The sequence below is a fragment of the Acetomicrobium sp. UBA5826 genome (genome assembly GCF_002433005.1).
Lineage (GTDB): Bacteria > Synergistota > Synergistia > Synergistales > Acetomicrobiaceae > Acetomicrobium.
Genome location: NZ_DJHF01000007.1, coordinates 1 through 18,957, shown reverse-complemented (window position 1 = coordinate 18,957; position 18,957 = coordinate 1). Strand labels below are relative to the sequence as shown.

General features: G+C 46.9%; 20 protein-coding genes. 15 read left to right on the top strand and 5 right to left on the bottom strand.

Features of this window, described 5'->3' with window-relative positions; all coding sequences use genetic code 11:
- Positions 1–4 precede the first annotated feature (4 nt).
- Genes B3N34_RS01210 through B3N34_RS01195 form a run of 4 tightly spaced genes read left to right on the top strand, consistent with a single transcriptional unit; the run spans position 5 to position 3,528 of the window.
- The gene (locus tag B3N34_RS01210; protein ID WP_286974139.1) at positions 5–829 is read left to right on the top strand and encodes an alkaline phosphatase family protein; all 825 of its coding nucleotides are present in this window, start codon (positions 5–7) and stop codon (positions 827–829) included.
- Positions 826–1,689, top strand: a complete 864-nt coding sequence (locus tag B3N34_RS01205) for an ABC transporter permease (protein WP_286974136.1) — start codon at positions 826–828, stop codon at positions 1,687–1,689. The genes B3N34_RS01210 and B3N34_RS01205 overlap by 4 nt, the downstream gene beginning before the upstream one ends.
- Positions 1,686–2,522 (top strand): ABC transporter permease, encoded by an 837-nt coding sequence (locus tag B3N34_RS01200; protein ID WP_286974134.1) that lies wholly within the window; start codon positions 1,686–1,688, stop codon positions 2,520–2,522. The genes B3N34_RS01205 and B3N34_RS01200 overlap by 4 nt, the downstream gene beginning before the upstream one ends.
- A complete protein-coding gene (locus tag B3N34_RS01195; RefSeq protein ID WP_286974132.1) occupies positions 2,500–3,528 on the top strand; it encodes an ABC transporter ATP-binding protein in 1,029 nt (342 codons plus the stop codon). Before B3N34_RS01200 ends, B3N34_RS01195 begins: the two co-directional genes overlap by 23 nt.
- A 5-nt stretch (positions 3,529–3,533) precedes the next feature.
- Here B3N34_RS01195 and B3N34_RS01190 read toward each other — a convergent pair whose 3' ends face one another.
- Complete coding sequence (locus B3N34_RS01190; protein ID WP_286974130.1) at positions 3,534–3,929, bottom strand: ImmA/IrrE family metallo-endopeptidase; 396 nt, start codon at positions 3,927–3,929, stop codon at positions 3,534–3,536.
- Positions 3,930–4,261: 332 nt separating this feature from the next.
- Between B3N34_RS01190 and carB the strand changes: the two genes are divergently transcribed.
- From carB to B3N34_RS01175, 3 genes are read left to right on the top strand one after another with little or no spacing between them, the layout of a single operon-like run.
- Positions 4,262–5,443 (top strand): carbamoyl-phosphate synthase large subunit, encoded by a 1,182-nt coding sequence (gene carB / locus B3N34_RS01185; RefSeq protein WP_286974128.1) that lies wholly within the window; start codon positions 4,262–4,264, stop codon positions 5,441–5,443.
- A complete protein-coding gene (locus B3N34_RS01180) occupies positions 5,406–7,085 on the top strand; it encodes an ATP-grasp domain-containing protein (RefSeq protein ID WP_286974126.1) in 1,680 nt (559 codons plus the stop codon). Before carB ends, B3N34_RS01180 begins: the two co-directional genes overlap by 38 nt.
- Positions 7,034–7,378, top strand: coding sequence for a hypothetical protein (locus B3N34_RS01175; protein WP_286974124.1), 345 nt, complete (start codon positions 7,034–7,036; stop codon positions 7,376–7,378). The genes B3N34_RS01180 and B3N34_RS01175 overlap by 52 nt, the downstream gene beginning before the upstream one ends.
- A 19-nt stretch (positions 7,379–7,397) precedes the next feature.
- Here B3N34_RS01175 and B3N34_RS01170 read toward each other — a convergent pair whose 3' ends face one another.
- Positions 7,398–8,363 (bottom strand): YrbL family protein, encoded by a 966-nt coding sequence (locus tag B3N34_RS01170; RefSeq protein WP_286974122.1) that lies wholly within the window; start codon positions 8,361–8,363, stop codon positions 7,398–7,400.
- A 207-nt stretch (positions 8,364–8,570) separates the two neighbouring features.
- Here B3N34_RS01170 and B3N34_RS01165 point away from each other — a divergent pair, with 207 nt between their 5' ends.
- Both B3N34_RS01165 and B3N34_RS01160 read left to right on the top strand, forming a co-directional pair.
- A complete protein-coding gene (locus tag B3N34_RS01165) occupies positions 8,571–9,695 on the top strand; it encodes an aldo/keto reductase (RefSeq protein ID WP_286974120.1) in 1,125 nt (374 codons plus the stop codon).
- Between the two features lie 226 nt (positions 9,696–9,921).
- Positions 9,922–11,088 carry an HD-GYP domain-containing protein gene (locus tag B3N34_RS01160; protein ID WP_286974117.1) on the top strand — a complete coding sequence of 389 codons (1,167 nt, stop codon included), beginning with the start codon at positions 9,922–9,924 and terminating at the stop codon, positions 11,086–11,088.
- Between the two features lie 12 nt (positions 11,089–11,100).
- On the opposite strand, the gene B3N34_RS01155 is transcribed toward B3N34_RS01160, so the two are convergent.
- Together B3N34_RS01155 and B3N34_RS01150 are read right to left on the bottom strand one after the other, a co-directional pair.
- A complete protein-coding gene (locus tag B3N34_RS01155; RefSeq protein ID WP_286974115.1) occupies positions 11,101–12,459 on the bottom strand; it encodes an MATE family efflux transporter in 1,359 nt (452 codons plus the stop codon).
- Between the two features lie 2 nt (positions 12,460–12,461).
- Positions 12,462–12,803 carry a helix-turn-helix domain-containing protein gene (locus tag B3N34_RS01150; RefSeq protein WP_286974112.1) on the bottom strand — a complete coding sequence of 114 codons (342 nt, stop codon included), beginning with the start codon at positions 12,801–12,803 and terminating at the stop codon, positions 12,462–12,464.
- 106 nt (positions 12,804–12,909) lie between these two features.
- Here B3N34_RS01150 and B3N34_RS01145 point away from each other — a divergent pair, with 106 nt between their 5' ends.
- The 5 genes from B3N34_RS01145 (at position 12,910) to B3N34_RS01125 (ending at position 17,423) form a co-directional block, all read left to right on the top strand.
- Positions 12,910–13,395, top strand: a complete 486-nt coding sequence (locus tag B3N34_RS01145) for a metal-dependent transcriptional regulator (RefSeq protein ID WP_286974110.1) — start codon at positions 12,910–12,912, stop codon at positions 13,393–13,395.
- A gap of 143 nt (positions 13,396–13,538) precedes the next feature.
- Positions 13,539–15,509 carry a transglycosylase SLT domain-containing protein gene (locus tag B3N34_RS01140; RefSeq protein WP_286974108.1) on the top strand — a complete coding sequence of 657 codons (1,971 nt, stop codon included), beginning with the start codon at positions 13,539–13,541 and terminating at the stop codon, positions 15,507–15,509.
- Between the two features lie 7 nt (positions 15,510–15,516).
- Positions 15,517–16,005, top strand: coding sequence for a YbaK/EbsC family protein (locus B3N34_RS01135; protein ID WP_286974106.1), 489 nt, complete (start codon positions 15,517–15,519; stop codon positions 16,003–16,005).
- Positions 16,006–16,218: 213 nt separating this feature from the next.
- Positions 16,219–16,698, top strand: a complete 480-nt coding sequence (locus B3N34_RS01130) for an Hsp20/alpha crystallin family protein (protein WP_286974103.1) — start codon at positions 16,219–16,221, stop codon at positions 16,696–16,698.
- A gap of 107 nt (positions 16,699–16,805) precedes the next feature.
- Positions 16,806–17,423: a C69 family dipeptidase gene (locus tag B3N34_RS01125; protein ID WP_286974100.1), complete on the top strand. Its 618-nt coding sequence runs from the start codon at positions 16,806–16,808 to the stop codon at positions 17,421–17,423.
- 78 nt (positions 17,424–17,501) lie between these two features.
- Here B3N34_RS01125 and B3N34_RS01120 read toward each other — a convergent pair whose 3' ends face one another.
- A complete protein-coding gene (locus B3N34_RS01120) occupies positions 17,502–18,323 on the bottom strand; it encodes a formate/nitrite transporter family protein (RefSeq protein ID WP_286974097.1) in 822 nt (273 codons plus the stop codon).
- Between the two features lie 309 nt (positions 18,324–18,632).
- On the opposite strand from B3N34_RS01120, the gene B3N34_RS01115 reads away from it, so the two are divergent.
- A partial coding sequence (locus B3N34_RS01115) for a 3-methyl-2-oxobutanoate hydroxymethyltransferase (protein WP_286974095.1) occupies positions 18,633–18,957 on the top strand: 325 nt, incomplete at its 3' end.

Sequence of the window (18,957 nt, the reverse complement as noted above, 5' to 3'; positions counted from 1 at the left end):
TACCATGAATAAGGTAATTCTCGTAATAATAGACGGACTCAGGTGCGATGTGGCCTTTAAGGAAATGCGCTATATGGTCCGTTTGACCGGGAAAGGCTTGGCAGCCAGATTTGCCCTAAAGGCTGAACTGCCAAGCCTTTCCAAACCCTTATACGAGACGCTGCTTACGGGGATTCCTCCCTATATAAGCGGCGTGACCTCTAACGAATTTAAAGGAAGGTCGAGTCAAAAAAGCCTATTTCATCTGACCAGAGAAAAAGGGCTCATCAACGCAGCAGCGGCTTATTACTGGATCAGCGAGCTTTACAACTGCTATCCCTTCGATCCGCCGCTTCACCGCGAACAGGAGAAGGAAGATATGCCAATTCAATTCGGGAGATTCTACTTCGAGGACGACTATCCCGATTCCCACCTCTTTGTCGATGGTGAAATACTTCGAAGGAAACACAGGCCCGACTTTTTGCTGATACATCCCATGGGGGTCGATTACTTCGGTCATCTCTACGGAGGTTCATCAAGAGAGTATGCAAAAAAGACATCGGAAATGGATGAGCTTTTAAGCAAGTACATCCCCCTGTGGCTGGACGACGGCTATCAGGTGATTGTGACGGCCGACCACGGGATGGACGACTTCGGAAACCACGGGGGAGAAAGCAGCGAGGAGCGGGACGTGCCTCTGTTTCTCGTTGGCGACCGATTCACGTCGGTATGCTACGAACCTCCTTCGCAGCTTGGGATAGCGCCCTTGATCTGTAGGCTGCTTGAGATAAATCCGGCTGAGGCAATGAAGTCTATTACATCTCTGGCATCCTCGGGGGGATTATCGTGAGGGCAAAGTGGGCGCATATCAGTAAAAACCTCTGGCTTACAGGTGCGCTTTTTCCATTGGCAGTAATGATCTTCGGATTCGAGCTGCTGCCAATTATGGGAATGCTCATTGACAGCTTTAGGACGGACGACGGTAATGTTTGGACTTTGGGACAATATATCACCGCTTTAAAAAATCCATACTATCTGGTCGCCATCAAAAACAGCCTGCTCATATCGCTTCTTTCAAGTTTCATTGCAATAGTCGTGGCAGCCTTCGTCGCTTACTTCATAACGCGCCTTAAGCCGAAATCCCAGGAGGCGGTATTGACTTACGTAAATCTCACGGCAAATTTCGCAGGCGTCCCCCTTGCCTTTGCCTACATTATCATGCTCGGCAACAGCGGTCTTTTTACGATCCTATTTCAAAGGTGGGGGTTGGATATATTTTCAGAATTCGACCTCTACAGCTGGAGTGGCTTGGTCCTGGTTTACGTTTACTTTCAGCTGCCCTTGGCCATACTTTTGCTTTATCCAATCTACTTTGAGATAAAAGAGCAGTGGCGGGAGGCCGCACATCTGCTTGGGGCTTCAGATATGCAATTCTGGCTTCAGGTTGGCCTTCCCGTCATTATGCCTGGGCTCGTCGGGACTTTTAGTATTCTCTTTGCCAACGCTATGGGAGCCTATGCCACGGCCTACGCCTTGGTTGGAAGCAATTACAACCTCCTTTCCGTCAGGATTGGCGCTCTGATATCGGGAGATGTATACGCACGACCTCATCTTGCAAGCGCGCTGGCCATGCTTCTCGCCTTGAGCCTCATCGCAGCCATGCTTACAAATGAATACATGATGAGGCGGATCAGGAGGGATTTAAAGTGAAGGAAAAGAGGACACTTCATCGCTTCGCCATAGCTTTGATGTTTCTTTATTTGTTCATGCCTTTGATAGCAACCTTCCTATATTCGATTGCCACCGACTGGTACGACACTGTCCTGCCCAAGGGGTTGACTCTCTCTTGGTATGTGAAGCTTTTCCAGGATGTACGTTTCGTAGCGGCTTTGGGGCGAACGCTCTTTGCCTGCTCCGTCGCGGTAGGTTTAAACATTGCTGTGATGGTGGTATCGCTTTTCATCGTTTCTCTTTATCTTCCAAAGTTAGAGCGGTTTCTTCAGGCTTTCGCCATGCTTCCCTATGCCATACCTGGAGTGATTGGTGCCGTGGGGCTGATCAAGGTCTATTCCTCAGGACCTCTGGCAATTTCCGGGACAGTTTGGTTATTGATAGGAGCCTACTTCGTCGTCATACTTCCCTATACATATCAAGGAACGCGAAACAGCATGAGGACGGTAGACCTTCCTCAACTCGTCAGCGCGGCCGAGCTTTTGGGTGCTTCCAAGCCTAAAGCCTTCTTTAAGGTTGTACTGCCGAACATACTTCCTGGGGTTATGGTATCAGCCCTGCTTTCCTTCTCCGTGCTTTTTGGTGAGTTCGTTTTGACAAACTTCTTAGTAGGCGGATACTACGAAACCGTCCAGATATACTTGATGAGGCGAATGAGGGAAAGCGGCCATTTGTCCAGTGCCGTCGTGATAAGTTACTACCTTTTCGTCTTCTGCCTTTCATGGATCGCGTTAAAGCTGGGCCAAAACTTCAAAAACGGAAATTCAGATAACTTAAGGGGGAAGAAATATGAGTTACCTCATTATAGATAAAGTTACAAAGAAGTTTGATGGTACGGTGGTATTGAATGAAATAAGCCTCGCCGTCGAAAGGGGAGAGCTGGTAACACTGCTTGGGCCTTCGGGCTGCGGCAAGAGTACATTGCTTCGATGCATTGCCGGGTTAAATGAGGTCGATGGCGGTCGCATACTTTTAAACGACAGGGATATCACCTACCTTGCACCGAGAAAGAGAGGAGTGGGAATGGTATTTCAGTCCTACGCCCTTTTTCCGAACATGACCGTCTACGAAAACATAGCATTTGGGCTAAAAATGCAGGGCCTTAAAGGAGGCTATATTGCAGCAAGAGTTAAGGAGATGATCGACCTCGTTGGGTTGGGCGGCAAAGAAAAATCTTATCCAAGAGAGCTTTCCGGCGGTCAGCAACAGAGGGTAGCTCTCGCTAGGTCAATGATCGTGGAGCCTGACGTGCTGCTTCTTGACGAGCCCTTCAACGCACTGGATGCCAAGATAAGAAAGATGCTTCAGATGGAGCTTAAGAATATACAGAAAAAATCCGGCATGACCATGATCTTCGTCACCCATGACCAGGAAGAGGCTTTGACGATTTCAGACAGGATATTCGTGATAAACGAAGGCAGGGTAGCGCAATCCGGCAAACCTTTGGAGATATACAGCCAGCCTGCAAGCGAGTTCGTGGCGAGGTTCATAGGAAACTTCAACGTCCTTAAAGGGGAGGAATTTGAACGGCTCGTGGGAGAACCCCTTATCTCCGGAAAGAGCTTAGCCATAAGGCCGGAGGTGATCAAGCTTTCCTTGAATGGCGAAAACGGAAAAGGCCATAATGGCTCCTGGCGAATTAAGGGTAAGGTCGTCAGCGTCTTTCTCAAAGGAAATATACTGCGCTATCGGGTTAGATCGAAAGATTGCATCCTAGACGTAGACGTCTTAAATAACAGCCTGGACTGCAGTTTAAATTACGATACATCGGTAGATCTTGTCATTCCAAAGGACGAAGTTAAGGTGCTTAACCTATAAAATATTTATTTAGGCCAGGGATCTTTGAGGCGCCTTTTTGCCCACTGGTCGGCTCTTTCCTCGCGCTCACGAATGATCCTTTGCCAATCTTCCTTGGTTCGCACGTCCCTTGGAATGCTTTCTTTTTCGTGCCCAAGCTTCATATGGGCAATCTCGTGAAGAAGCAGGAACCTGAAAAGCTCACCCGGCGCGATGTCGCGGTTTCCCCAACGGCTGTAGTAATCTTCAGGATCGAAGCTTTGAAGCATCTCCACCCAGGCTTCGCCGTCGGAAGCAATGGTTACCCGAGCGAACATATCGGCGCCCAAATATTCTCTAAAAACCAGTTTCACGCCCCAGCTTTGAGCTAGTGTTTCAAGCCATGTCCTTTCTTGTTCATGGACCGTAATTGTATCTTTCATATCATCCACTGCCTTGCTGTTGTCGTAACATAATTTAATATAACGCAAAACTCACGGCAGGTCACCTTATTCATTCGCGTTTATCCCTTACTATTCGATAATCGAATCATTTCCAGAAATTCCGCTCTGAAAGTACCCTGGCGCTTCCGATATATCGTCGCAATATAACATCGACGTATCAGGGTGGTAACAAAAAATTCAAGATTCAAGATCCGAACCTCAAAGTTGACAAAGGAGAGGGATGTTTCTATAATGGTCTGAAAATAAACTTCAGATTAAATTATACTATATAATGGAACTTATGTTGATAATATGGAAAGGAGCAAAGCTAGATGTCTTCTGAAAGCATACTTGTCCTGGGTTCAGGCCCCATAAAGATAGGCCAGGCTGCAGAGTTCGACTATGCGGGAAGCCAAGCCTGCAAGGCACTTCACGAAGAAGGTTACCGCGTGATACTGCTCAACAGCAATCCCGCTACTATACAAACGGATACGGCTATGGCCGACATCGTTTACATAAAACCCCTAACGGCCGAAGCCGTTGAGGCCATAGTCGAAGAACATCACCCCAAAGGAGTCATAGCCACATTGGGCGGGCAAACCGCCCTTAATTTATGTGTGGAGTGCGAAGAAAAAGGCATATGGAAGAAAGCAGGCGTCAGGATCCTTGGGACTCCGATATCTGCCATAAAGGCTGCCGAGGGAAGGGAATCCTTCAGGAATCTGATGAAAAGCATTGGTCAACCCGTCCCGGAAAGTGTTGCCGTTTCCTCGACGGAAGAAGCCCTGGAGTTTTCCCGAAGTCAAAGATTTCCCCTGATCGTAAGGCCTGATTTTACCTTGGGAGGCACCGGCGGAGGCATAGCCTGGAACGAGGAAGAATTAAAGGAAAGAATTCAAGAGGGCCTGCAGGCCTCTCCCGTTCACAGGGTATTGGTAGAAAATTATCTTTTAGGGTGGAGAGAAATAGAGCTTGAGGTGATAAGGGACGCTCGAGGCGACTGTTTGTGCGTCTGCGGGATGGAAAACGTCGACCCCATGGGGATTCACACGGGAGACAGCATCGTTGTCTCGCCTGTACTAACCCTTACGAAAGAGGAGTGGAACCTTTTACGCACGGCCGGGTTGGCCATTGTGAAGGCTTTGGACGTGCGCGGGGCCTGCAACGTGCAGTTTGCCCTTTCGCCCCAGGGCAATTCCTACTACGTCATAGAGGTAAACCCCCGCGCCAGCAGGTCCAGTGCCCTGGCAAGCAAGGCCACGGGATACCCAATAGCGAGGATAGCTGCAAAGATTGCCCTGAGCAAAAGCCTGGCGGAACTTCCAAACCCCATCACGGGAAAGGGCAGCGCCTTGTCGGAGCCCGAGGTTGATTACATCGTAGTCAAGCACCCCCGCTGGCCCTTTGAAAAGTTTCCAACCGCCAATATCCAGCTTGGGACGCAGATGAAGTCCACCGGTGAGGTCATGGCAGNNCATGGCAATAGGAAGTTCCTTTATGCATGCCCTTCTTAAGGCCTTTCGTTCATTGGATGAACCTTCGCCCCTCACCGATAAATGCTTTAAAAAGGCCACGAAACACGAGCTGTGGCAGCACTGCACACTTCCAACCCACAGGCGCATGGGAGCCATCCTGGAGCTCTTAAGGCGCGGTGAAGCCATAGATGACATTTCGGACGCTACGGCAATACATCCCTATTTTATAAAACAACTTCAACAGATCGTCTCGATAGAAAAAGGGTTAAAAACCGGACTTACCCGAGATGTGCTAACAGAAGCCAAACGTGCGGGATTTAGCGACGAAGATATTGCTATTATCTGCGAAATGTCGGCAGAGGAGGTATCGGGCTTGCGTCAGGGTTATAACATCGAGATAAAGCACAAAAAGGTAGGAGGAGAAGGCTCTCGATTCGGGTACTTCTATGGCGTTTACGAAGACGACTCCCCTTTAGTCGCTCCTTGCGATGATGCTCGTTCAATCATCGTTTTAGGCTCAGGCCCAATAAGAATAGCCCAAGGGGTTGAGTTTGATTACTGTTGCGTAAAGGCTGTTGAAAGCTTGAGGCACAGGGGCTTTAGGGCAGTAATGGCAAATAATAACCCCGAGACGGTCAGCACCGATCACGACATTTCCGACGCCCTTTACTTCGAGCCCCTCCACGTCGAAGACGTTAAGGCCATTCTGAAACGCGAAAGGGCCGAAGGGTTTTTTTGCTCCTTTGGAGGGCAGACGTCGCTAAAATTAGGCCTTGCCTTGGCAGGAGAAGGTTTTAGCATGTTGGGCACAAATGCATCGGCGATCGTAGAGGCCGAGGATAGAGGACGTTTTTGCGATATACTGCACAAGCTTGACATACCCTATCCTCCGGGAGAGGCTGCAAGGAATTTGAAGGAGGCCGTGGATATCGCCGAAAGGTTGGGCTTCCCAGTGATGATAAGGCCCAGCTTCGTCATAGGCGGAGTCGATATGCAGGTGGTTTACGAAATGGAGGACTTCAAAAAGCTTGCCTCCCTTGCCTTTTCCCATGCTCCCGGTGTCGCCCTCCTGATCGATCGTTTTCTTCCGGGAAAGGAGTTTGAGGTTGATGCCATCTGCGACGGAAAAGACGTACTGATCCCCGGTATATTCGAGCACTTGGACCCAGCCGGTGTGCATTCCGGCGACTCCATCGCGCTCTTTCCTGATTTTTCCCTTTCGCCACGGGAAAAAGGCGAGGTGCTTCATATAGTTTCAGCCCTTTCTGATGCGTTAAACGTCAAGGGGCTATTTAACGTACAATTCGTCCGTCACGACGACAAGCTTTACGTAATAGAGGCAAACCCGCGGGCCAGCCGAACCGTTCCCATAGTAAGCAAACTAACGGAGATTCCAATGGTAGACCTAGCCGTCGGAGTTGCTTTGGGAGAAAGCCTTAAAGGCGCAGGTTACGGGCTTGGCATTATGGATTACAAAGGGCCAATGGGAGTAAAAGTACCCGTCTTTTCCACGGAAAAGCTTCCCGGAGCAGACAGCAGGCTCGGTCCGCAGATGCAGTCCACGGGAGAGTCTTTAGGCGTGGGGGAGACCTTTGCCGAGGCTTTAAGAGAAGCCCTGCAGGGCGCGGGATGGAACATTCCGGAGAAGGGCAACATCCTTTTTNNCTGCTGGCTCCTGTAGCTTCTATATTTTACAATCTGGGATGGAAAATTTACGCTACACCAGGCACAGCAGCGGCGCTCAAGAAGTGGGGGTTGCCCTCCGAAGAGGTTCTCAAGGGGGCGGAGCTTATATCGGCCATTCGTTCCAATATGTTCGACGTTTTTGTAAACATACCTTCCCTTCAAACGGATACACTGAAGGACGGCTATGCTATGAGAAGGGCGGCCATTGAATGCCGGGTGCTTTGTCTTCATACGCTGGAAGCAGCTCAGGCCGTAGGCTCATCGCTTACGGGCAGAAACCATACTTAATATAGCCGATTGAATATCGTTAGTCGCATAGGCGCGATATCTTCTCATATAAACAGTTGTATTCGTAGGTCATCTTCTTTAAAGCCAAGGCAGGAAAGATATCGCGCAGCGGTATATCCTTATCGGCCGTGCCTTCCGTCTTCCAGTCCACGACGACGATCTTGTCTCCCTTGGACTTGCTTTGGCGCACCAAAAAGTTTGCCGGGTTAGCCCAGTCGTAGATCACCAGTTTGTGGCTTACGAGGAAATCGTAAAGTTCCCTTAAAAGTTCAAGGGTACGTCCTGCCTTGTCAGGGTTTTCTTTGACGAAAACGTCGATCGGTATAGAGAAGGAACCGTCCTCGTTGCAAATGCGCTCGACGACCAGCCCCGGCCCCAGGTTCGTCATTGCTATGCCAAAGCATCTTGGTGCGTGCTCGTAAAAAGCTTCTCCCACTCTGAGTGCCGTAGAACGGTACACCCTTGCCTCTTCGCGGTTTGACCAAAAATCAATGAGCCAGGGCATTAAAATCCTCTCCAAGCGCTTCCTTGGTGAAACGCGATAGCCTTCTTTCCAGAGCCTATCTATTTTGATGCAAAGGCGGGGATCTTTGGGATGAACGAAGGTATCCCTCTTACTTCCGCTGTGAATTAAAAGGTCAGGGCTTAAGGGCATGATCTCTTTTGGGAAAAAGCGCGGCTGCAGGGCCTTTCTTTCAAAAAGAAACGGTAAAAGATCGGCAAAAAAGAACTTATAGCTATCCTTTGGGAGAAAGGCGTTCATCCAAATCTTGAGCGCTTTCCTGCGAATCTTTTTTACCCTGCTGTATTGACCTTCCGCTTCATAAATTCCTGCTAAAAGATCCAAATACACGACCAAATCGGGGTGGTTGCCACCAAGCTCTTTTGTTGCCCTAGACAGGGCCTTTTCAGCTTCGGACAAAGCTTTATCATATTTGCAGTTTTGGATCAATTTAACGACGTTTGCGACCTCATCAGGATACACTTTGCTTTCCCCCTGAACCTCTCGATAAAGCTAGCATTGACAAAAGGGCATTACACCGATTTAAGTATGATATCAAAATATACTTAATATGTCTTACGTAATCCATTTCGTTCAGGTGTCGGCATCAAAAAAACTTGACTTGTGGCATACTCCAGGTAGTATGCTATATCATGTATCAAAAATTACGAGAGCAGGAGGGAAAGCTGTATGAAAAAACTTGGCTTTGGACTAATGAGACTGCCCCTGATTGATCCCGAGAACCCTGAGAGCATAGATCAGGAACAGTTGAACAAAATGGTAGACCATTTCCTCGAGAGGGGATTTACCTACTTCGATACAGCCTATCTTTACCATCAGGGCAAAAGCGAAGTTGCGATAAGAAAGGCATTGGTTGAAAGGCATCCCAGGAACAGCTTCACGCTCACAGACAAACTGCCCACCTGGATTGCCACTAAATATGAAGATTACGAGGCTATTTTTGAGGAGCAGCTCGAAAGGTGCGGCGTAACATATTTCGATTACTATCTCCTTCACAGCTTGGACGTCAAACGCTACGCTGAGACTTCAAAGCTGGGCGGATTTAAATTTGTAAAAAAGCTCAAAGAACAGGGCAAAATCCGGCACATCGGCATCTCCTTTCACGATAAAGCCGCTCTGTTGGACCAGATACTAATGGAGCATCCCGAGATAGAATACGTGCAGCTTCAGGTAAACTATCTGGATTGGGATAGCCAGCTTATACAGTCGGGCAAATGTTACGAAGTGGCAACCAAGCACAAAAGGCCGGTAATAGTGATGGAACCTGTCAAGGGAGGATATCTTGCCAACGTCCCTCCCGAGGCGGTCGAGCTGTTTAAAAAATACAATCCCGACCTGAGCGTCCCCTCCTGGGCAATTCGGTTTGCCGCTTCCCTTGAAAACGTCTTCATGGTGCTAAGCGGCATGAGCAGCTTCGAGCAAATGGCCGATAACGTGAGTGTCATGGAAAACTTCGTCCCCTTGAACGACGAAGAAATGAGGATCATAAAAGAGGCCGTAGAGATAATAAAGAAGATGGTCGTGATACCCTGCACGGCCTGCAGGTATTGCGTCGACGGCTGCCCCAAGCATATAGCAATACCTGAGTACTTTGCCATATTCAATGAGCGCAAGACCTTTGGGCCTACACCCGTGCAAGTATCTTTTTACAACAACTTAGCCAGGGAACATGGCAAGGCATCGGACTGCATAGCCTGTGGCCAGTGCGAGGAGCATTGCCCTCAACACATAAATATCATCGATGCCTTAAGGGATGTCGCCAAAGAACTTGAGGCTGAAAAAGAAACGGCCTAAGGAGCCAAAAAATGACTATAACCGAAGTGAGCGAAAAATACGGGCTTATGCAACGGGTCAACTGAAGCTAGTAGCAGTTTATAGCGGCTCCCTAGCGGGCCGCTATTATTTTGCTAAATTTTATTGCTTTTAGAATTTGAAGGAAGTATAATTAAACATATTGAAGTATAATTAAATACATTGATGTATTAGAAAATAATGAATTAAGGGCGGTTGAGATCATTTAATGTTGCAAGCTATCAGGGTTCCTGTCAAAGAATTGCAACGTTGTAGTGGCATTGTAGCCGAAGATGTTGTATCCAATGATAAGGCTCTTCTGTTGCCCCGTGGCTCGAGTTTAGCTCTTCTAGACGATAGTGCCATCAATATCTTAAAGGGAAAACTCATTTCTGAAGGGGTAGAATATATAAACATCTATCTTCACAATGATTCGGATCCCTCCTTAATTACATCAATAGAGGATGAGAATAATTATCAATCCGCCCCTCCCTTTCGGCAAATTGACAAATCGCTAGCGGAAATGGCGCTATATCAGATTAATGACGTTTACAACAGAATTGCAAAAGGAGAAACATTATCGGAGCTGTACGAACCGCTGCTTAATACGGCACGGGTCTTGACTCAAGAGATATTAGAATCCGAGGCCATTACTCTTTCCTTATATAAAGTGAAGGAAAAAGATGAGTATACTTTCGTACATTCTCTTAATGTTTCATTGCTTTCTGGATTTTTGGCTGAAAAGCTATTAAAGGGCGATAGTGTAACCGAGAGGATCGTAATCGGAGGATTGCTGCACGATGTAGGCAAGGCAAGGATTCCTCTAGAAATTTTAAACAAACCTGGCCCCTTAACAGCCGAAGAGTTCGCAGTGATGAAGGGCCACCCGTTAATAGGGTTTGGAATTCTAAAAGACGCGAGGATTACCGACGAAACAATACTAAATGTTACTTTGTTCCATCACGAAAGAATGGATGGAAAGGGATACCCCAAGGGTCTAACGGGCAAGGAGATTCCCGTTGAAGCAAGAATTGTTGCGGTGGCAGACGTCTTCGACGCAGTTACTACAAATCGCGTCTATCGCAGTGGTGTGTCTCTGTATAATGCTGTATCTTTGATCATTAAGGATACTGGTAAGCATTTCGATCCAAAAGTTTCGCGGGAACTGGTATCAGCTTTAGGTTTGTATCCGCCTGGGACGATTGTGGAGTTGTCCGACGGCAACATAGCCGTTGTAACTGCCTGTAATGAGGGTGATTTGTTTCGACCCACAGTTAAGCTGATGGGCTCCTGGGCAGAAGTTACCTCCGGCAATGGACGCGATGGAAAAGTAGTGAACTTGAGAAATACCCCCAATTTGTATATAAAAAAAGCCATAGGGAACTTCAGTAAATAAGACAGATCTGTTCTAAGTATATTGCTCCCGAACATCCAGGATGGCCGGTTTGAGTTTCTTCAAAAAATAAAGCGATACGAAGAAGGCAACTACGGAAGATACGGGCTGACACCACCATACTCCGTCTATGCCAAACATTGCGTTCAAAAGCAGTGCTGCGGGATATCGAACTAAAATGTTTCGTATAATCTGAGCATAAAAATTATATTGCGTATAGCCTGCGCCAAGAAAAAGACCGCCAATGATGATAGTCAAGGCTATGAGGGGGTAGGCCGTCGTCGACGCCCTTATGGAGGCGACCGAATAGCTTAGAGTCAGTCCTTCGGGCTTGAAGACAGCGAGAAACGTCGAGGGAAATGCGTACAAAAGAACGCCAACGCTGCACATCAATATGAAAGCCCACTTGCATGCAAAGGCAAGCCCTTCTTTGACTCTTTCTATCTCTCCTTTTCCCAAATTATAGGCGACGAAGGGGACAAGGGCGGCATTCAACCCAAACACCAGCAAGAACGCGATATCCTCTATGCGGTTGCCCAAAGCCCAACCGCTAATGGCAGCTTCCCCGTACTGCGCAAATACCCTGTTTAACAGCGCGGCGCCGACGGAAAAGCTGATCTGAGAAAGAGAAAGAGGCAAACCGATGACTATGATACTTCGCCACGTTGGGATCGTATTTCTTGTCAAGGTAAACTTGGGATATATATCACTGTAGTGTCTCAACTTCAAAAAAGAGTAAGCGAAGGTCAAAATTCTGCCCACAAGGGTCGCCAGAGCAGCTCCTCCGATGCCCATGTCAAAGGTAAAGATCAGCAGAGGATCCAAAGCCATATTTACGGCATTTCCTATCAATAACGCGTACATCGGCATGGTGGCGTTTCCTTGGCTCCTGTAAACGGCATCTAGCAAAAGGGACCAAGAGGCAACGGGAAAGGACCAAACCTGCCAGAAAAGATATCTGTTTATATACACAAGAGCCTCCGGGCTTGCCCCCAGAAAGGAGAAGAAATGCTCCTTTATAGAGGGAATTAAAAGCAGGCATGGAAAAAGAGATATCAAAAATACTAAAGATAGGGCAGCGTTCGCCAGATAGCGACTTCGATAAAGTCTTCCCATGCCTAAATTTTTGCTTATAAGGGTGGTAGCCCCTATCGTGCAGCCGCTCATGAGGGCATAGACGACGAATATCACCGGCATCATCAAAGACATGCCCGCCAGCGGCACGGTCCCAAGCCAGGCGATGAACATGGTATCGACTATATGAAAAACCGTGTGGGCAAACATGGTAATCATCGAAGGAATGGCAAGTCGCGTCAATACACGGGAAACCGAATCGCTTCCCATGTCAACGTTAGTCGGCTTTCTGGTCTGCATATCTATTCTTCCTCGCTCAGCAAAATGGCGTCCAATACCCTTCTAAGCATGTCTTTTTTTCTTTCGTCCACCCTCTTGCCGCCATACCAAATTTCGGTAGATCTGTCCGATAACAGCTCATCTAAATGTACTTTATTCGCCTTTTCTTGCATTTCTTCAAGCAGCTCCGATGTATCGACGGCCAACGCGTCGGCTATCTTCTTTAGTATTTTCAAGGAACCGTTTCTCCTGTTGCTCTCCAAAGCTTGAATGTAGCCGGGGCTAACCCCAACGATACTGGCCAATTCGCCCTGGGTCAACCCCCGCTGTTGCCTGATCCTTTTGATCTTCAGACCCAAACTCATAAGATCTCGCACCCCTTTAAAGTGTACGTAATATGATAGCATTATCTTGACTAAACATGAAATGTCCTCCATAATTATACTAAGCTAAAAAAGATAGGTGATGCTAATGTCTAATCTGACTCCAAGAAAAGAGGACTACATCAAGGAGATATACAAGCTCGCAGAAAAGAACAGGGCGGTTCGCATAAAAGATATAGCTCAAGTCATGGGAGTTAGGGCTCCTACCGTCGTCGGCATAATATCTTTGTTAAAGGAAGACGATCTTGTGGCCCAGGAGCCCTACGGCTATCTAGAGCTTACGCAACCGGGAAGGGAAAAGGCAAAGTCTTTAATACAAAGAGAGCAGTTAATAAGACGTTTCTTCGAAGATGTACTGGAACTGCCAAGCGATGAGGCGAAGGAAAATGCCTGCGCCATTGAACATTACATCTCATCAAGCTGTCTGGAACGCCTCGTATCATTTATCGAGTTTCTCCATACCTGCCCCTACGAAAAGCCGAAATTCCTGGAACATTTCAGACAGTTTTTAAATTCAAAAGACGCGGAAGGCATTTCGTGCTGTTGCTGCTCGGAGGTTACCCAAAAGAAGTAAACTCCAACGACGTCACTTTTAAGGTCAAATATTTTTTTAACACAGGATTTCAAAAAATATATCCCATGATATTTAGTTTTTAATTTATCATGGGATATATTATACTAGAAGCGATATCGTATTAAGGGAAGGGGAATTTACCTTTGCGAAAGTGTCTTGCATTATTTGGTGCGTTATCGGTCTTTTTTTGCTTGACGTTCTTGGGAAAGCCGGCCTTAGCTGATAGCGTGGATGACCTTTTTCTGGCAAAACAGTGGGGACAGCTTGACGAATTTGTAGCGTTGACGGGTAATTCGCTTTCTCCCAGAGAATGGTCTGTCTACGCCAACGGTCTCTGGCTTCAGAACAGATACGATGAGGCGCTGGAGATATTGCTCAGGATACAGGACGATTTCCCGCCTTCGGTAAGGCCCTTCGGCAAGTTTTATACAGCTTTAGCCTTTGAACGGATAGGCCAAGAAAGTGAAGCAAAGGCTTTGCTCTATAAGTTGTGGCCGAAATCACCCGAACCGCTTCGTTTTTACGTCGCTTACGCCCTTTTTCGGGTAGAAGACGTCGACGAAAAGGAGAAGTGGGCGCGAGCCATGTTGTCTTCTGCCTCTGATGATCCCCAAAAGGTTCAGGCACTGACGGCGCTGTTTTCCATAAAGTCGGCAGGTCTTGAGGAAACTTTTGCCTTGTTGGACCTTCAGCCGCGCAACTCGACGGCATTGAGCTTTCTGCAAAGTCAGGATTGCGAAAAGGACTCAAGAGTGTGCCTCTACTTGGGCCATGCAGCCTTTTTAAACGGAGATTACAGGAAGGCCGTGGAATTTCTAAAAAAAGTGGATGAAAGTTCTCCTTCTTGGGAAAAGGCCTGTTACTATCACGCCTATGCCAATTACAGGCTTAAAAATTACGAAGAGGCGGCCGCTCTTTGGGGCGAATTGGCAAAAAGGGGCGGGGATTACTCCGTTGCTTCCGTTGGAAGGCTCGCCACTTTGGCGAGGCTTGGATACGGCAAGGCAATAGAAATTTTAAAGAACGTTGCTGCTCCCGACGGCGAAACGGCAAGAGCCGCCCTCTATCACCTCATATCCTTTTACGAAGACAGCGGCGACAATGCTACTGCAAAAGCTCTGACAGCAAGGCTTCTTTCCGGAAAAGACGACTTTTACTCGATGAAACTGCTGTGGCGTATGGGATGGAAATCCTGGAAAGAAAAAGACAATCTCAACGCAGCCGAATTTCTCATTCGGGCAAGTACCTATAAAGGAGATGCACTCTGGGCTTCCCGGAACCTCTACTGGGCAGCAAGAGCTCTTGAAGAATCGGGAAATGCTGAAGAAGCTTTGAAACTAAAAGACCAGATAAAGGCTAATTATCCTCTATCATACTACGGCTTATTAGTCGAAAATATAGAGGGCAAGATCAGAGAAGGTCTTCCTGAGGAACTTCAAAGCAAACCGAGCGCCATGGAAGCATGGGGGTTCCTTTTTTGGGAAAGCAGGATCTTGTCTCAGAAAAATACACCGTCGGCCCGTTTCAGGGCTTCCCGTATTTATGAGTGGCTGGGCAATTTCGACATCGCTTACAACGTTGCAAGGCCCCTCGAATACTCCTTAAAGGCCGAAAACTTGTACTACAGGGATTTACTGAAAGCCCTATATCCCACTCCCTTCGCGCAGGAAGTTCAGGTATCCTGCAAAGATTTCAATGTAGACCCCCATGTGGTGTGGGCCATCATGCGCCAAGAAAGCGCCTTCAACCCCAATGCCACAAGCTGGGTGGGAGCCAGTGGGTTGATGCAACTGATGCCAGCGACGGCAAAGGACGAAGCTACAAAATTGAAAATTAAAAATTACAATATATATTCCCCGGATACGAACATACGCCTCGGCGTAGCTCATTTCTCCTGGCTTATCGGAAGGCTCGAAAAACTGCCCTTAGCGTTAGCTGCCTACAATGCAGGCATCGGCAACGTATTGCGATGGTTACCTCAGGAGGACGATTTCGACGAAATAGAATGGATCGAAGACATACCCTTTGAAGAAACCTTGACTTACGTAAGAAAAGTCTTATCCAACTATAAAATTTACATAGCCTTATATGGAACTACAGACGAAAGGGAGTAGTGAAACCATGAACGCAGATCGGCATTATACGGAAGAAGTTCAAAGGGTATGGGAAAAATTAAAGGAACTTGGATATGAGGGTGAAATTCTGGTGAGCGACAAAACCATATTCACCGTAGAAGACGCATCAAGGGCGATAGGCGTGCCTGAAGAACACATCCTCAAAAGCCTCATATTCCTCGTTGACGGAGAACCTGTCTTGGCCCTGATGAGCGGCTCAAATAAGGTCGACATAAAAAAGGTTAAAAAAGCACTCGGAGGACGTAAGATCAAGATGGCCGGACCCGATTATATTGAAGAAAATTTCGGATATAAAGTGGGCGGCGTTCCGCCGGTAGGTTATAACATTAAAATGAAAGCATTGATAGATGAAGATGTACGCAAATACGACACATTATGGGCTGCTGCCGGCAACGATCATGCCTTCTTTCCCGTATCGCCGGACGAACTTGTAGCGCTCACGGGCGGTTTAGTCTGCGAGCTCAAAAAGCAGTGAGCTGCGTTGAATCCTAAAGCCCAGGTCTTAAAATTCTTCCGAAACTTGAGAAATCATGAAATATACGGAGAAAGACGCCATAAAATATGGTATTATTATTAGCAGGTTAGATTAGTTGCCGCCAAATTTCATTGAAATTATTTGAACTAAACGGTTTTTTTGGTACAATGAAATCGAAGGTCAAGAAAGATCAAAGTTAGGAGGTGATCTTCTATGAAAAGACCTGAATTACCGGAAAGAAGAGGACGCGGACTGTGGTGGAACCCTTGGATGATGGGAATAGATAGACTACAGGAGGAGATAAGCAGAGTGTTTGACGATTTTGCAAGCAGATTTGTGCCGCCGGTGTTGGGTGGAGGTGCGGTATCGGTAGACGTATACCGCAAAGACGGAAACGTGATAGTCGAGGCGGAAATGCCGGGTATTGATCCACGCGATGTGGATATAAAGGTATATGAAGACAAGGTACTCTTGAGGGCCGAAAAGGGTGCCAGCAGAGAAGTGGAGTCCGAGGATGTAATAAGATCTGAAAGGTACTACGGCAAGATTTCGAGGGTAATATCGCTTCCTGTCGAAGTGATACCCGAAAAGGCCAAGGCCAAATTCAAAAACGGGCTTCTGGTGATCGCCATACCTGAAAAGGAACCCGAAGAGGAAGGCGGCTATCGGATCAACATTGAAACCGAAGATTAAAAGCTCTTTCGGCCCTAACGATCTGAAAGATAAATAGACAAGACGAAATGCCTTTTACTTCCCCTTTCACGGGGAGTGTAAAAGGCATTTTTTTCAAACAAGAGGATATGGCCGATATACTCAGATTCCACTACGAAAATACAGAGCTCGACGAAAACCCAGGCTATGAAAAGGGGACTCCCCACAGCGTCGGTGTAAGAAAGATTTGCGTGGCCACAACTAATACCTCATTTATAGCCCAGTTAAGAAGCGGAATGCCCAAAGAGATAGGAATCATATACTGGCTTGCCACGGGATCGCCCTGCACCGGCGTTTACGTTCCTTGGTATTTGGGAATTTTGGAAATCCCTCATCAATGGCAGGTCGCTCAAGAGACCCCACTTAATAGTAAACGATCTTTCCTCGATTACCACTTTGATCCGGCACCTGAGGTCCTCCAATTTAATGACGCCTCTGCCTACTATACCTTTACGGAGCTAGAAAATCTGGTAAGCATGAACTACAAAGAGGAGATAGATTGGGTCAGGATCGAATGGAAAAAGACAGAGCGCCAAAACATAGAAAGACAACCTTACCTGGAGAAAATGCTTTTGGAGATGTATAACGCAGACCCTGATTTGGCCATCCAATTTCTCACGGACTATTCGAAGGGAATATCCACAGAAGTCTTCGTCCGAGCAAAAGACATGATCCATACATTGAAAACAAAATACATGTCACATTGAAGATTTTTAATACAAAAAAAAGACAGCGTCGGTTTTAAAGGCCGGGCGCTGTCTTTTTTGTAAATATAAAATAAAAAATCAAGCTTTAATTTTATCTTTATAGGCCAAATAGTAAAACACGGCTACAAATAAAACGCCTCCTATAATATTCCCCAAAGTAACGGGGATGATGTTGTTTAAAAACCCTCTAACTGAAAGAGCGTCGATTGAGTGGGAGGTTAAACCGGCTTGAGAGACCAGTCCTTCGTTGTTTTTTAGAAGAATGCCAAGGGCCATAAAGTACATATTGGCGATGCTGTGCTCGAAACCCGAGGCCACAAAGGCCATGATGGGGAAAAATATGGCAAATATCTTGCTGACTATATCTTCGGCGGCCATAGCCATCCACACGGCCAAAACTACCAGCCAGTTGCACAGAATGCCACGAAAGAAGGCGATTCCAAAGGGCAAAGACATCTTGCCCGATGCTATCTTCAACGCGTTCGAACCTACGGCATCGCCTGCCAAACCTGTACGATATATCAAGTAAGCCAAGAAAAGCGATCCAATCAAGTTTGCAAAGTAAACGATAATCCAGTTTTTAAGTATTTCTTTCAAAGTAACACAACCTGCCAAAGCTCCAATGGGGATCAAGCAATTCCCCGTAAAAAGCTCGCCTCCGGCAATGATTACCAACATCAATCCGACGGTAAACGATGCGCCGCCAACCAGTTTAGACAGGCCAAGGCCGACATATTGGCTGAGGTCCTGTGTTACGACGGTATAAAGAAACCCGCCAAAGCCTATATAGGCACCAGCTAAAAAACCCAGAAAAAGCATCTGAGAAATTCGCAAACTACATTTGCTGGTCGCTGTCGCACAAGCGCTGTTTGCTATATCTGCAGGTGATTTAAAGCTCATTTAAAGACCTCCTCAAAATATTGTCTTTATTAGGTAATACCGATAATTTATATCATTTGTGCAATCGAATGTCGACACATATGCCCCAATCAAATCAAGCTTGTCCTTTCGTTATATTGTATTGCATATTGTATTTTCACTGAAAGCATACCCGAATATGATGAAACTTCTTGCAGAATTTGGCTTATGCAGACATTCGCCTATCCCTTGACAATTACAAAAATTTACCATATATTAACATATGTCTAATGTCGACACACGACATACGACGGATAAGGACAAATATAACGCACGAAAGGCGGGATCTACATGTCAAAGAAATCACGTCTCGACCTCATGAAGATGAAGGAAAAGGGAGAGCCCGTAGCATGGATAACTGCTTACGACTTTCCCACGGCATCCTTTGCCGAACAGGCAGGGATGGACATGATCTTGGTAGGAGACAGCTTAGGGATGGTATTGCTGGGCTACAAGGGGACCATACCTGTGACGATGGAAGAATGCATCACCTGCTGTAAGGCAGTGCGAAGGGGTGCACCCAATACCTTTTGCATAGGCGATATGCCCTTCATGTCATACCAGATATCCGACGAAGACGCCGTGTATAACGCAGGAAGGTTTTTAAAGGAAGCCG